Raw genomic sequence first — 13959 nt, forward strand, 5'->3', positions numbered from 1 at the left:
TTCAGATGTCGTAGTAGAGGCTGAATTCGTAGGGGTGGGGGCGCTGACGCAGCTGCTGCACCTCCGCGTGCTTGATCGCGATCCAGTTGGCGACGAAATCCTCGCTGAACACGCCGCCCGCCAGCAGGTAGTCCTGGTCAGCCTCTAGGGCCTCGAGAGCGCCACTGAGGGAGGCCGGAAGCGATGCAATTCTGGCCCGTTGATCGGCCGGAAGTGCGATCAGATCCCCATCGATGCCGTCACCGGGATCGATCTGGTTCCTGATTCCATCCAGTCCGGCCATCAGCATCGCCGAGAAGGCAAGGTAGGGATTGGCCAGGCCATCGCCGGATCGGAACTCCAGCCGTTTGGCCCTGGGGCTGGGGCCCGTGATCGGAATGCGGACGGCCGCTGAGCGGTTGCCCTGGGAATACACCAGGTTCACCGGCGCTGCGAAGCCCGACACCAGACGCCTGTAACTGTTCGTGCCCGGGTTGGTGAAGGCCAGAACGCTGGGCGCATGGCGCAGCAGACCGCCGATGTACCAGCGAGCGGTCTGGGAGAGGTTGGCGTAGGTGCCCTCCCCGAAGAACAGGGGCTGGCCAGCCTTCCAGAGACTCTGGTGGACAGGCAGTCCAGAGCCGTTCGCGCCAAAGACTGGCTGCGGCATGAAAGTGGCCGACCGTCCATATTTTCTGGCCAGTTTGCGCACCACATAGCGGGTGATCATCAGGTTGTCCGCCGCGCTGATCAACTCCGCATCCTTCATGCCCAGTGCGTGCTGCCCCGATGCCGTCACCGCATGGTGATGCTTGTCCATCGGAACCCCGAGTGAGCCCAGCAACAGCACCATCTCGCTGCGCAAGTCCTGATCGGCGTCGCTGCGGTTGCCGCCGTCGTCGACGTGGCCCTGGTTCCAGGCAGCCTCAATCGACTCGATGCTGTAGGAGCAGCCCGCCTCGCTGGAGCTGTAGCGCACGTCGTCAAAGAGGAAGAATTCCGGTTGGGGCGCGAAGTACGCCGTGTCGGCAAGACCGGTCGAGCCCAGATAGGTGAAGGCCCTCTGGGCCAGGGAGCGGGGACAGCGGCCTGTGGGCTTGGCGCTGCGGGGCTCCTGGATGGAACAGATCAGGCTGAGGGTCCTGTGGCTTTGGAAGGGATCAATCCAGGCGGTGCCGGGATCGGGCACCAAGGCGATCGCTGAGTCCTGAACCGGATTCCAGCCGCGGAATACCGAACCGTCCCAGGCGAGCCCGTCGGCAAAAGCCCGGGCGTTGACCTGGTCAGCGCACACGGTGAGGTGCTGCCATCTGCCATGAAGATCAGCGACTTTGAGGTCGATCAGTTCGATTCCCTCGTCCTTGATCTGGCTCAGAACGTCCCGGGCGGTTTGGGCCATGACGAAGTGGTGGGGGGAGCCCGCGCAGACCACGGGTTGACTGAACGGTAGGGATCGCCCCGAAGCTCACTCGCCAGGTCTGGTCCGATGGCGCCACTTTGCGTAACCGTTTCTGTCAAGTTGCCGAGAACGCGCCTGGCAGCAGGAATGTTGCCGGTTGGTGAGTGCTAGTTTCCGCTGCAGGTGCGTCGATCCACAACACCCATGCGCGATGCCATCACTGGTTTGATCGGCCGCTACGACCAGCTCGGTCGTTATTTCGATCGCGATGCCATCGACCGCATCAAGGGCTTTTACTCCCAGTCCGCCCTTCGTCTGGCGGCCGTGGAGCTGATCAACCGAGACGCCGCCGAGATCGTTCGCGAAGCCTCGCAACGGCTCTGGAAAGAGGATCCTGAACTGATCCTGCCGGGAGGAAATGCTTACACCACCCGTCGTCTGGCCGCCTGTCTGCGGGACATGGACTATTTCCTCCGTTATGCCAGCTACGCCCTGATCGCTGACGACGCCACGATCCTCAACGAACGGGTGCTCAACGGTCTCGACGACACGTACAAGAGCCTTGGGGTTCCCACCGGTCCCACCGTCCGGGGGATCGCCCTGCTGGGCGAGGTGGTGTGTGAACAATTGTCCGAGGCCGGAGTTGCTGAGGCGGCCGTGCTGGCCTCGGTCGTGAAGGCTCCTTTTGATCACCTCTGCCGTGGTCTGGCCTCCACCAACGTGCGTGCCCGCTGACCAGCAGCAGCTCTCTGTTTAGGCTCAATCGTCTCACCCCCCTCAGCCCTCGGTCTTGGTCTCCACTCCTGCCCGTCCGCCCGTCGGCGATCACCAGCTCAGCGAAGCTCACCGCTGCACGCTCGGCCCGATCGCCACACCGGATCGTCTTCTGCTCGGACCCGGGCCCTCCAATGCCCATCCCACGGTGCTTCAGGCCCTGTCCCGGACGCCAATCGGCCATCTCGATCCGCTCTACGTGGAGTTGATGGGCGAGGTGCAGGAGCTTCTGCGCTACGCCTGGCAGACCGACAATCGCCTCACCATTCCGATGAGCGGCACCGGCAGTGCCGCCATGGAAGCCACCCTGGCCAACACGGTGGAACCGGGTGACAAGGTGTTGGTGGCCGTGAAGGGCTACTTCGGCCTCCGACTGGCGGATATGGCCGGCCGCTACCGGGCGGAGGTGGCCACGATCGAACGCCCCTGGGGCGAGGCGTTCACCCTGGAGGAGATCGAGGCGGCGCTGCAACACCATCGCCCCGCCATCCTGGCGATGGTGCATGCCGAAACCTCCACCGGGGTCTGCCAGCCCATGGAGGGCATCGGTGAGCTCTGCCGGCAATACGACTGCCTGCTCCTGCTCGACACCGTGACCTCCCTGGGGGCGATCCCCGTCTTCCTGGACGACTGGAAGGTGGATCTGGCCTACAGCTGTAGCCAGAAGGGCCTCAGCTGCCCTCCAGGCCTCGGTCCCTTCACCATGGGGCCCCGGGCCGAGGCCAAACTGGCGGCCCGGCCGGACAAGGTGCCGAACTGGTATCTCGACGTGAGCCTGCTGAACCAGTACTGGGGCAGCAACCGGGTGTATCACCACACCGCCCCGGTGAACATGAACTTCGGCATGCGCGAGGCGCTGCGTCTACTGGCTGAAGAGGGTCTGGAGAATGCCTGGGCCCGTCACCGGGCCAATGCGGAGCGCCTCTGGATCGGTCTGGAGCGCCTCGGTCTCGAGCCCCACGTCCCTGAAGAGCTGCGGCTGCCCACCCTCACGACCGTGCGCATTCCGGAGGGCGTGGATGGCAAGGCCTTCAGCCTCCATCTGCTCAACACCCATGGCATCGAGGTCGGTGGTGGTCTCGGTGTGCTGGCCGGCAAGGTCTGGCGCATCGGTCTGATGGGCTTCAACAGTCGCGCCGAGAACGTCGATCGGCTGCTGGATCTGTTCGAGGCCGAGCTGCCTGCCTTCCGCTCCGCCGCTGCCTGAACCAGGCCGTGAGCTGAGCTCCAGCCTGCTCGCCGCGCACCCCGCCCACCACGGTCATCGCGTGGTGGGCGCTGGGATCGCTGGCCAGATCCAGGCACCCCCCCAATGCGCCCCGCTTGGGATCCGGGGCGCCATAGACCACCCGTCCGACCCGCGCCTGCACCAGGGCGCCGGCACACATCGGGCAGGGCTCGAGGGTCACCACCAGGGTGCAGGCGTTGAAACGCCAGTCGCCGAGCAACAGCGCCGCCTGGCGCAGGGCCACCAGCTCGGCGTGCCCCAGCGGGTCCATCTCGCGATGGCGCCGATTGCTGCCCCAGCCGATGCAGCGTCCCTGGGCATCCAGCATCGCGGCCGCGACAGGAATCTCACCGGTTTCCCCCACAGCGGCTGCATGGCGAAGCAGCCGATCCATCCAGCTCTCCAGCCTGGTGTGCTCGATCGATGCTCTTGATGCCAGCTCGGCAGGCCTGTGGTTCTGATCGGGCAGGAGTTGAGGATCCCCCGAACCGAGCGGATCATCAAGGAGCTGTTGGGTCGGCAAGGGCTGGTGGGGCCGGTCGTCCCGACGGAGAGTCGGCATCGATCGTGGCAGCGGGGCGAGCCCGGCCAAACCAGGGCCTGAACCATGCTGCGCCCCTCAGGTGAGAATGGGAGACCTTGACCGTCCGCCGTTGGCCAGCGCGCCACCAGCTCTGCGGGCCGCCTCGCCCCTGCCCTTTGCCGATCCTGCCCAGCCGGATGCGGCCCTGGAGTCGTTTCTGCATCGGGCTGCCAGCCAGCTCACGGCCTGGATGGGCAGCAGCCTGGCCCGCTCGCCTCTGCCTGGTCTGAGTGTGCTTCCCAGCGCGGTTCCTGAGGCTTTCGGCCTGCCATCGGAAGCCTTGCTGGCCGATCTCCAGCAACTGATGGATGGGGCCTACAACCCCCACCACCCCGGAGCCCTGGCCCACCTGGACCCCCCGCCCCTGGCGGCCTCGATCGTGGGCGATCTGATCTGCGCCGGTCTCAACAACAACCTGCTGGCGGAGGAGCTCTCCCCCAGCCTCAGTCGGCTGGAGCGCAGTCTCTGCAGCTGGCTGGCCGAAGCGATCGGTCTGCCGGCCGGTGCCGGTGGCATCCCGGCCAGCGGTGGCAGCCTCAGCAACCTGATGGCTCTGGTACTGGCACGCCACCGCGCTGGCCTGGCCTGTTGCGGCCAGGCGGTGGTGCTCTGCAGCCAGGATGCCCATGTGTCCCTGGCCAAGGCCCTCACGGTGATGGGACTGCCGGCCACGGCCCTGCTCACGCTGCCGACCGATGCCTCGGGCGGTCTTGCCATCGAGGCTCTGGAGAGCAGGCTGAAGACACTGCGAACCCAGGGAGTGCCGGTTCTGGCTGTGGTGGCCACCGCCGGCACCACCGTGCGGGGAGCGGTGGATCCCCTCGAGCCGGTGGCGGATCTGTGCCGGCGCCAGGGGATCTGGTTGCACGTGGATGGGGCGATCGGAGCGGTGTACGCCCTCAGTGATCGCCATTGCCACCGGGTGGCGGGTCTGGCTCAGGCGGATTCGATCACCCTCAATCCCCAGAAGCTTCTGGGCATCACCAAAACCTCCTCCTTGCTGTTGCTGGCTGATCCGGCAGGTCTGGAGGAGGTGTTCGGCACGGGGCTTCCTTACATGGAGCCCAGCTGGGGGGGCAGCCATGGCGGCGAGGCAGGGCTGCAGGGCACCCGTCCCGCCGAAATCCTCAAGCTCTGGCTGGGCCTTCGGCAACTGGGCCTGGCGGGAATCGAAGCGGTGCTGGATGGCGCCATCGAGCGGCGGCGACATCTGCGCCAGCTGCTGGCCTCTGGTGACCGGCTCGACCTCAAGGACGGCCAGCTGCACCTTCTCGCCTTCTGCCCCGCCGGCTATGACGCCGAGCAGGCCACCCACTGGAGCGCCGAAACCCGCCAGCGCCTTCTGGCCGAGCAGTTGATGCTGTCGCGGCCCCTGTACGGCGGCCGCCATCACCTCAAGGCCGTGCTCGGCAACCCCCACACCAGGGCCGAACACCTGGAGCGGCTGGCGCAGCTGGTGCACGCCTCGCTTCTGCCGCAGCTCTGAAGACGACCAGGCCTGATCACCATTTCCGCTTTCCATATCCAGTTTCTTTTTCCATTCCCTATCCCATTTCTTTTCCCTCTCCTTTTTCGTCCTCCTTTCCAACCGCTATGGACCCATCCGCTCCGGAGACGCCCGACACGCTCGCTCCCGCTCCGTTTCGCTCCGGCGATGCTGCCCGTTCGGATGTTGCACGCTCGGACGATGCCGGCATCTCCGAGGATGCCACCCGCTCCCCTAGGGCCACAGCAGCGGCTGGTGCTCCTGGCGGTGTCGAACGGGATCGGCGGCGTGGACAGTGGGTGGCCATCGTCACCGGGGCCCTGTCGATCCTGATCGGGGTGGCCTACCTGGTGTTGATCACGGTTCTGGATCGTCAAGGTCCCCTGCTGCCGCCTCCGCCTGAGGCCTTCGGCGTGGCGGCAATGCAGTCTGCTCCGGCCGCTGCAGGGGCTCCACCACGCGGCGCAGGGCCAGGTCGAGAAAGCGGCGCAGGGCTCCTTCCCGCCGGTTGAGCTCGAACTGGCGTTGCACCACCTCCTGCAGGCCGCCATCCCCCCAGTCCTGGTCCTGGTCGAAGTAGGTGATGAAGCTCCGCCCTGCCACCCGGGTCAGCCAGGCGGCGCTGACCGCCTGAATCGCGCGACCCACCAGCAGGGTCGGCAGCTGCAGGCTGAGAGCCCCGCTCAACAGGCTCACGCCCCCCTTGATCAGCCCCAGCCCCGCCAGGGTGCGACCCACCGAGAGGGCCAGATCCTGAGCTGAGGCGCGGCTGAGGGTGATGCCGTAGATCCGGCCGATCTCCACCACCATCTGGGCATTCACGGCGGCGGCACCGAGCAGATCCACCCCTGGCAGGGGCGTGACCGCCAACACCCCGGCACTGATCCACATGTAGCGATCCACGATCCGGTCCGCATCGCTGCGGCGCTGGCGGGCCAGCAGGGCGCGGCTGGCCTCACTCAGTCGGCGGCTCTGCAAAAGGATGTTGTCGGCGATCAGCTCTTCGCCGTCGCTGTGCAGCACCGCCGCCAGCCGGCCCAGCAGGGCGTCGACTTCAGGCGGAGGCTGCAGCGGACGGCCCCCTGGCATCGGCACGCTCTGGGGAGACGCACTGGCACTGACCACATCAGCGGCGGTCAGGCGGCCCTGGCAACGTTGGCGCAGCAGAGCCAGCAGCCGCTGTTCCTCCCGTTCACCGCGCAGGTCGCACTTGTTCAGCACCAGCAGCAGGCGTTTGCCCAGCCCGGCCAGGGTGTCGAACACCTCCAGCTCGCTGGCCCGCAGATCTCCGTCCACCACCAGCAGCAAAAGATCGGCCCGGGCCGCCTGATCGCGGGCGGCCTGCTCCCGTCGCTGCCCATCGACGCCGGCCTCCAGGATGCCGGGTGTGTCCACCAGGATCACCGCCCGGCGCAATCCCCGCAGCCGCAGCCGGTAGCGGTTCGAGCCGAAGGTGGATCCCATCGGGGCCCCCACCTCTCCCACCAGCTCGCCCAGCAGGGCGCGGATCAGGGAGGTCTTGCCGGCCGAACCACTGCCGAACAGCACGATCACCAGATCGCCGCGCTCCAGCTCCGCCTGCACCCGCTCCCGCTCCTGCCGCAGGGCCTCGCGAGCCACCGCATCCCGGACGCGATCGAGGGTGGCATCAATCGAGGCCAGCTGGCTCTGGGCCGCCTCCTGGCGATTGTTCGGTGGCGGCGGCAGCTCACCAGCGGCAGAGCCGCTGCGGCTGGAACGGCCGAGGCGCCGTCCTCCCTGGAGCCAGGGCCACACCAACCGGGCCAGGACCAGCAGCAGCCCGGCCAGCAGCAGCAGGGCGATCGGGCCCACCAGCCAGCCTGGGAGCCAGTAGCTCAACTGCCAGAGCAGCTGATTCACGGTCTGCAGCACCATGCCCACCAGCACCAGCACCGCCAGGGCGACGACGAGCCAGATCCAGGGCCTGGCGGGCAGCTTCATGGTGTTGGGCTCGTGGTGCCTGCGCCTCGGACCAGATCGCCCCAGAGGCCCGCGGCCAGGGCACTGCTGGCGTGGGTGGGGCGGTTGTCGTCATTGCCGAGCCAGACGCCAATCACCCAGTGGCGCCGCGGCTCGAACCCCACGAAGAGCAGATCCCTGCCCTCGTTGGTGGTGCCGGTCTTGCCACCCTCCTGCCCCCCCAGGTAGGCGGCGCTGCCGGTGCCACTGCGCACCACCGCGCGCAACAGATCCTGGAGAGCGCGGGCCGTGGCTTCGCTGCTCACCCGCCTGCCAGGGGCAACGGTGGCGGTGGGCTGACGCCCGCCTGGATCGCTCTCGCCACGGCTACTGCCCGCGGCACTGCCCGCCGCACTGGCTTTGCAGCGCTGGAGGGTGGCGGGATCGGCCAGCCGAGCACCCCCGCCACAGAGTTCCGCATCGGTGAGGCGGCGGATCGTGCTGGGCTGATGCCAGAGGCCGTTGTTGGCGATGGCGGCGTAGGCACCGGTGAGTTCCAGCAGCGTCACTTCGCTCTGTCCCAGGGCCAACCCCGGCACGGCCGCCAGGGGGCTGCTGATGCCGAGCACACGGGCCTTGTTCACCACCGCCTCCAGGCCGACCCGCTGGGTGAGCCGCAGCGCAGCGGTGTTACTGCTGCGCGCCAGGGCCTGCCGCAGGCTGAGGCTGCCGCCGCAAGTGCTGGCGAAGAACTGACCACGCCATTGCAGGGGGCCGCAGCCGATCCGATCTCCCGGCCTGGCCCCCTTCTCCAGGGCCACCAGATAGGGCACCAGCTTGAAGGTGCTGCCCGGCTGGCGCAGGGCCATCGAGGCGCGGTTGAACTGGCTCTGGCGATAGTCGCGGCCGCCGGCGATGGCCAGGATGCCGCCGCTGCGACTGTCGAGCACCACCACGGCACCCTGGCTGACGCCGCTGAAAGCCGGCCGAGCCAGGGTGTCGCGCAGCTGCCGTTCCACCCGTTGTTGCAGGGCTGGATCGAGGTGGGTATCGATCAGAAAGTTGCCCTCCTGTGCCACCTCCTGCCCCACCAGGGCCTCCAGATCACGGCGCACCTGATCGCTGTAGAACGGGGCATTGCGGCCAGGTCCATTGGATCGGCAGGCCTGTGGAGCGAGCTGCACCGGGCGGCGGCGGGCCCGGCGGGCCGCATCGCGACCGATCCGGCCCGTGTCCGCCATCTTGGCCAGCACACGGTTGCGAGAGTCCAGAGCGGCCTCGGGCGCCACACAGGGATCATTGCCGTTAGGGGAGGGCAGCAGCCCCACCAACAGGGCGGCCTCCTCCAGCTCCAGGCGAGCGGCCGGTTTGTCGAAGTAGTGGCGGGCGGCATCCTCAAAGCCCCAGCCCACCCCGAGGTAGACACGGTTGAGATAACTCAGCAGCAGATCGGCCTTGCTGAAGCGGGCTTCCAGCTGAAGGGCCACCAGCAGCTCCCGCCACTTGCGACCCAGTGTTTCCCCCTGTCCCACCTGCTCCGGATACAGGCTGCGGGCCAGCTGCTGGGTGAGGGTGCTGCCACCTTCCAGCACGCGGCCGCCCACCAGGTTGGTCACCAGGGCCCGGCCTGTCCCGATGGGATCCACCCCCGGATGCCACCAGAAGCGGCTGTCCTCACTGGCCAGCAGTGCATCGATCAACACACCCGGGTAGTCCCGCAAGGCGGCCAGCTCGCGATGCTCCACGCCCTCCGCCGAGCTGAGCGGCCGGTTGTTGCGGTCGTAGAGCGCCAAGGGTCCGCGCACGTTGGCCAGACTGCCGCGGATCGGCGCCTGCCACAGGGCCAGGCCCAGCAGCAACACCCCTCCACCGGCCAGACCCGCCAGAGCCAGGCAGGCGCCCCGCAGCAGGGGCACCAGGCGGCGCTGCATCGGCTGGCGGAACACCAGCAGCGGCACCGACCCGCGTTCTTCCGGGCCGAAAGCCACGGCGTCGCCGTCCCGCAGCAGCAGCTCCTGCACGCGCCGCCCCTGCCACCAGAGGCCGTTGGTGGAGCCGGCGTCCTGAAGCAGCCAATGCTGACCGCGCCATTCCAGGCGTGCGTGCTCACGACTCACGGCCGGGTGATCGATCACGATCTCCAGGTCGGGATCCCGGCCGATGCGCCAGAGACCGCCATGCAGGCGGAGCGTGCGCTCAGGCTTGATCTGCTCAAGTGTGGTGCTTACAGCTTCGGCATGCTCTGCTGCTGCAGCGGAGGCCGATGGAGGCCCACCTCGCTCGGGAGATGCGGTGCCATGGCCATGGCGCGGCAGGGGATCCCTCCGGGAGCCATCGAGGCCGTAGAGCTCCAGTTGCGCTGCTGCCAGAGGGAGACCGGTCATGCCACCGAACGGGGCCGGCCAAGCAGATCCAGCAGGAAACAGGCCACGGCCACGTTGATCGCCACGTCCGCCAGGTTGAACACCGGAAAGCTCACCGGCACGAACTCCAGGAAATCCACCACGGCTCCAAGGCGCCAGCGATCGACACCATTGCCGATGGCTCCCCCCAGCAAGCATGCGCAACCGGATGCTTGCCAGACCCCCATGCGGGGCTGGGCCAGAAGCCACAGCACCAACCCCAGGGCCACCAGCAGGCTCACCAGACCCAGGGCGACGGTGGAGCCGGTGAACAGGCTGAAGGCGGCTCCGGTGTTGAACACCAGGCGCAGTTGCAGGATCCCGGGAATCAGGGTGTCCACCTGACCGGCGGCTAGTTGCTTCAAGGCCCAGTGCTTGCTGAGCTGATCCAGGATCACCAGCAGAGCCGCCAGCCCCAGGCAGAGCAGCTGGCGGCGGTTGGGTCGGCGCCGGAGGGTTGAACGGATCATGAGGGCAGGAGCAGCAGGCGCCGCAGCAGCAGGGCCACCACGGCAACGGCGCAGCAGAGCATCAGCTGGGGCAAGAGGGGCCCGATCGAATAGCTCATCAGCAACGGCACCAGGGTGCCGCTCCAACGGCCTGCCAGAGCCCCGAGCAGCAGGTTGGCGATGCCGCACAACTGAATCACCAGCAGGCCGATGGCGGCAGCACCGGCCAGGGAGAGGGGGTCGTTCATGCCCGGCTGGCGGGCCAGACGGCCCGTCAGCCAGGCCGCCGGCAGAAACCCGGCCAGATAGCCGAAGCCGGGATCCAGCACATAGGAGGGGCCACCACCGCCATAGAACACCGGCAGCTGGAACAGCCCCACGCTGAGGTACGCAACGGCCGCGAGCATGCTGCTGCGCGGGCCGCAGACCAGCGCCGTGAGCAACAGGCCGGGGACCTGCAGGGTGATCGGCAGGCTGACCAGCGTCCAGGCACCCGTGAGATCGTCCAGACCTCCGGAGGGAAGGGGAACGGCAGCCTGGATCAGGCCTCCAACCAGGATGAGCAGGAGTCCGGCGATGGCGCCGCTCCAGGTGGCAAGGGCCCGCAACGGCACAACCAAAGGGCTGGCGCCATCCTGCTGCAGCTAGGTTCACCTGACCAGACACCCTCGGGCCAGACAGGTTCGGGGGCGGAGTTCAGGCCCATGCCACCCAGACAGCCCGAACAGGCACCTCCGCCAGGCCAAGGCGTTCCGATCGAGGCCGCAGCCTCGGGTGAGGCGGCATCAGGTGATGCCGTGAAGGACGTTGGTGGACATGACCATCCGGGACAGGAAGACGCGGCAACCGCGATTCCCCAGGAACCCGAGACGGTTGCTCTCCAGATTGGAGCGAGGGTCGAGGTATGCCGGCCCTTGCGCTATCTGAAGACTTCTGACCCGATGCCGATGTTGCGCCCCCCCGATCTGGTCGATCCGGGCGAGGTCGGCACGGTCACGGCCATCCGGATGATGGGTCAGGTCTCGGTGCGATTCCGTCGCGGCAGCTTCCTGATCAACAGCGATGATCTGAAGCTCTGCTGAGCATCTGAGCAACCTCGCTGACCAGCTCAGACCGAGTCAGGGCAAGGCGACACCGTCAGGTCGATAATGGGTGGGCTGTCCAGACGGCTGCGGCTCCTTCCAACGCCGCGGTCGGTCCACAGAGGCTGAGGTGGGGGCGGCGCAGGCAACGCTGTGCCGCTGCCTGAAGGGCTGCACCATCGAACTGGCCGGCTCGCTCCAGGGCCTGGTCCACGTAATCCGTGGGAAGTCCATGGCCCAACACCAGGGCCAGACGGTCGGCGATCTGGCCGCAGGTCTGCCGGCCCATGGCGTCCTGACCACGGAACTTGGCCAGGGCCAGCTCCAGTTCCTCAGCGTCCAGCGGGTGCTCCAGCAGTCGCTGCCATTCGTCCAGCAGCGAGCGGCAGGCATCGGCGGCGCGATCGGCCGACGTGGAGAGGTGGAACACGAACGGGGCGGCGCCGCGGCGGGCGGGCAGGTGGACACCCACGTCGTAGGCCAGCCCCTGCTCTTCGCGCATCACGACGAACAGGCGGCTGGACATCCCCATGCCCAGATGGCTGTGCAGCAGCCGCAGGGCCAGACCATCCTGTTCGCCCAGGGGCACGGTGGCTGCACCGAGCATCAGCACCATCTGTTCGGTGTCCTGGGAACAGAGGGCCAGGCGCTCCCCCGGCCGCCCCAGGGGACCAGTCCCCTTCAACGGCGCCTGGCTGCTCCAGGGTGACGCCTCCAGGCTGCGCTGCAGAAGCGTGATCAACGACTGAGGCACATCACCGCAGAGCACCAGCACGGCGCCGTGCGCCCCGAGGGTCTGGCGCAGCGGATCCAGGGCCTCCAGCTCCAGGCCCTGCAGGTCCGCCTCGAGCCCCAGGGGGTCATGACCGTAGGGCCCGTTCCCATAAAGCTGCTGGCGTAGACGGTCGTGGCAGAGCTGGAACGGATCCTCCTTCTGGCGCTGCAGGGCCTGCAGATTGAGCTGCCGCTCCAGCTCAAACTGATCGGCCCGCAGCCAGGGGCTCTGCACCATGGTCAGCAGCAGCGGCAGGAGTAGATCGGCATCCTCCCTGGCGCATTTGAGGCTCAGCAGCACGTTGTCTTCGGAGGCCTCGCAGCGGAGCGCGGCGCCGCATCCCTCCACCAGATCGGCGAGGGCTTCCGGACCCAGGTCGCCGCAGCCGCGGGTCATCAGGCCAGCCAGGATCTGGTGGGCACCGCAAGCTCCCGCTGGATCGAGGCTGCTGCCTCCCCGGATCCAGAGCCGTGCCGACAGGATTGCCGGCCCGGGGCGATGGACCACCGCAAGGGGCAGGCCGCCTGGTAGCAGCATGGTCTCCGGCGTGGTGCGGAACAAAGACAACGTCGCGAGGGGCATCAGGCGGGAACGGCTTCCAGCACGCAGGCCAGGGCTGGATCAAACAGGGGCAGCATGCTCCGCTGCAGGCGAGCGGGGCTCCAGGTCTCGAGCAGCTGCAGGGGGTGCTCGAGAGGAGCATGGCGGCCCCAGAGCCCATTGGCGCCGATCAGTCCGGCTACCCCACCAGCGGCTTCGAGCCCGAATCGATAGGCATGCGCCACCAGGCGCCGACTTCGCTGCCACTCGGCCTCCGGCAGGGCCGTCTCGCCGAGCTCCTGCCACACCTGGGCTATCACCCGGCGCACTTCCGGCAGATCCTCGGGCTCGCACACCGCTTCCAGCAGGGCCAGGCTGCCGCACTCGAGCACGTGCAGGTCGAGATCGACGCTCTCAACGATCCGCAGATCTTCCCGCAACCGATCCACCAGCCGGCTGCGACGCCCCTCCGCCAGGGCGGTGGTGAGCAGGTCGGCGCCCATCACGGCCTCCTGCTCAACGGCCGCGGGCAGGGCCCAGGCCATCAGCAGGCGGGCAGCTTCCAGCCTGGGGATGGCGAGACGGTGGACTCCAGGGCGGAGACGCAGGGCCGGCGGCGAGGGTGGATCGCTGCTGGCGTCGAGCTCGGCCAGGGCACTGCCGCTCAGCCGATCGAACCGCTGGTCCGCGGCCAGGGGACCCGTCTCCAGGCAGCCGCTGAGGGCCAGGATGCAACGGTCTGCCCCATAGAGCCGCCGCTGGAACTCGCCCATCACAGCGGGCGTGTGCTGCAGCAGGGCGTCGCGGCGGCCCAGGATCGGCAATCCATAGGGGTGATCCGGGCAGGCCAGAGTGAGCAGGCGCTGCATGGCGATCTCCTCGGGCTGGTCTTCGCTCTGGGCCAGTTCCTCCAGCACCACCTGGCGCTCCATGGCGAAGGCCTCCTCCTCCAGGCGAGGGCGCAGCACCAGATCCAGCAGCAGATCGAGGGCCTGATCGGCCGCGTCGGGTGGAATCAGCACGTGATAGTGCACGTCATCGAAGCCGGTGGCGGCATTGCTGCTGCCACCCAGGGCCTCGATGCGCCGGTCAAACTCACCGGCCTCGAGGTGGGCACTGCCCTTGAACACCATGTGCTCGAGAAAGTGGGCCACACCGCTCTCCTGCGGAGCCTCCCAGGCACTGCCGGCCCGGCACCAGAGGTTGAGGCAGATGAGCGGCGCGTCCGGCAGGGACAGGCTGACCACCGGAGCCCCGTTGGCGAGATGGTCGAGCTGAGGGGGCGCCAGCTCCGGCAGCAGCAGCGGCGACGCCCCCTGGGGCACGGCAACGGGCACGGTGG

The 13959-nt window shown here is 68.0% G+C and carries 12 protein-coding genes; 4 read left to right on the forward strand and 8 right to left on the reverse strand.

Annotated elements, in window-relative coordinates:
* Position 1: 1 nt before the first annotated feature.
* Positions 2 to 1378 (reverse strand): type I glutamate--ammonia ligase, encoded by a 1377-nt coding sequence (glnA, locus tag H8F24_RS15525; protein WP_197170177.1) that lies wholly within the window; start codon positions 1376 to 1378, stop codon positions 2 to 4.
* Positions 1379 to 1582: 204 nt separating this feature from the next.
* Here glnA and H8F24_RS15530 point away from each other — a divergent pair, with 204 nt between their 5' ends.
* Both H8F24_RS15530 and H8F24_RS15535 read left to right on the forward strand, forming a co-directional pair.
* Positions 1583 to 2113: an allophycocyanin subunit beta gene (locus H8F24_RS15530; protein ID WP_197170178.1), complete on the forward strand. Its 531-nt coding sequence runs from the start codon at positions 1583 to 1585 to the stop codon at positions 2111 to 2113.
* Between the two features lie 55 nt (positions 2114 to 2168).
* On the forward strand, positions 2169 to 3359 hold the full coding sequence (locus H8F24_RS15535; protein ID WP_197170179.1) for an alanine--glyoxylate aminotransferase family protein: 1191 nt from the start codon (positions 2169 to 2171) through the stop codon (positions 3357 to 3359).
* On the opposite strand, the gene H8F24_RS15540 is transcribed toward H8F24_RS15535, so the two are convergent.
* The gene (locus H8F24_RS15540) at positions 3277 to 3774 is read right to left on the reverse strand and encodes a nucleoside deaminase (protein WP_197172421.1); all 498 of its coding nucleotides are present in this window, start codon (positions 3772 to 3774) and stop codon (positions 3277 to 3279) included. The genes H8F24_RS15535 and H8F24_RS15540 overlap by 83 nt on opposite strands.
* Positions 3775 to 4009: 235 nt before the next feature.
* On the opposite strand from H8F24_RS15540, the gene H8F24_RS15545 reads away from it, so the two are divergent.
* Positions 4010 to 5449 carry a pyridoxal-dependent decarboxylase gene (locus H8F24_RS15545; protein ID WP_197170180.1) on the forward strand — a complete coding sequence of 480 codons (1440 nt, stop codon included), beginning with the start codon at positions 4010 to 4012 and terminating at the stop codon, positions 5447 to 5449.
* A gap of 357 nt (positions 5450 to 5806) precedes the next feature.
* Here the strand turns inward: H8F24_RS15545 and H8F24_RS15550 are convergent, their stop codons facing one another.
* The 4 genes from H8F24_RS15550 to H8F24_RS15565 are packed head-to-tail and all read right to left on the reverse strand — an operon-like array spanning position 5807 to position 10828.
* Positions 5807 to 7411 carry a YcjF family protein gene (locus tag H8F24_RS15550; RefSeq protein ID WP_197170181.1) on the reverse strand — a complete coding sequence of 535 codons (1605 nt, stop codon included), beginning with the start codon at positions 7409 to 7411 and terminating at the stop codon, positions 5807 to 5809.
* Positions 7408 to 9753 (reverse strand): transglycosylase domain-containing protein, encoded by a 2346-nt coding sequence (locus H8F24_RS15555; RefSeq protein ID WP_197170182.1) that lies wholly within the window; start codon positions 9751 to 9753, stop codon positions 7408 to 7410. Before H8F24_RS15555 ends, H8F24_RS15550 begins: the two co-directional genes overlap by 4 nt.
* Positions 9750 to 10241 carry a signal peptidase II gene (gene lspA, locus H8F24_RS15560; RefSeq protein ID WP_197170183.1) on the reverse strand — a complete coding sequence of 164 codons (492 nt, stop codon included), beginning with the start codon at positions 10239 to 10241 and terminating at the stop codon, positions 9750 to 9752. Before lspA ends, H8F24_RS15555 begins: the two co-directional genes overlap by 4 nt.
* Positions 10238 to 10828, reverse strand: coding sequence for a biotin transporter BioY (locus H8F24_RS15565; protein WP_197155379.1), 591 nt, complete (start codon positions 10826 to 10828; stop codon positions 10238 to 10240). The genes lspA and H8F24_RS15565 overlap by 4 nt, the downstream gene beginning before the upstream one ends.
* A gap of 333 nt (positions 10829 to 11161) precedes the next feature.
* Here H8F24_RS15565 and H8F24_RS19690 point away from each other — a divergent pair, with 333 nt between their 5' ends.
* Positions 11162 to 11302, forward strand: a complete 141-nt coding sequence (locus H8F24_RS19690; protein ID WP_370594836.1) for an NAD(P)H dehydrogenase assembly family protein — start codon at positions 11162 to 11164, stop codon at positions 11300 to 11302.
* Between the two features lie 55 nt (positions 11303 to 11357).
* Here H8F24_RS19690 and H8F24_RS15575 read toward each other — a convergent pair whose 3' ends face one another.
* Together H8F24_RS15575 and H8F24_RS15580 are read right to left on the reverse strand one after the other, a co-directional pair.
* The gene (locus H8F24_RS15575) at positions 11358 to 12659 is read right to left on the reverse strand and encodes a pitrilysin family protein (protein ID WP_197170184.1); all 1302 of its coding nucleotides are present in this window, start codon (positions 12657 to 12659) and stop codon (positions 11358 to 11360) included.
* Positions 12659 to 13954 (reverse strand): M16 family metallopeptidase, encoded by a 1296-nt coding sequence (locus tag H8F24_RS15580; RefSeq protein ID WP_370594761.1) that lies wholly within the window; start codon positions 13952 to 13954, stop codon positions 12659 to 12661. Before H8F24_RS15580 ends, H8F24_RS15575 begins: the two co-directional genes overlap by 1 nt.
* Positions 13955 to 13959: the final 5 nt, after the last annotated feature.

Origin of the sequence: Synechococcus sp. CBW1002, from assembly GCF_015840915.1 — a bacterium.
Lineage (GTDB): Bacteria > Cyanobacteriota > Cyanobacteriia > PCC-6307 > Cyanobiaceae > CBW1002.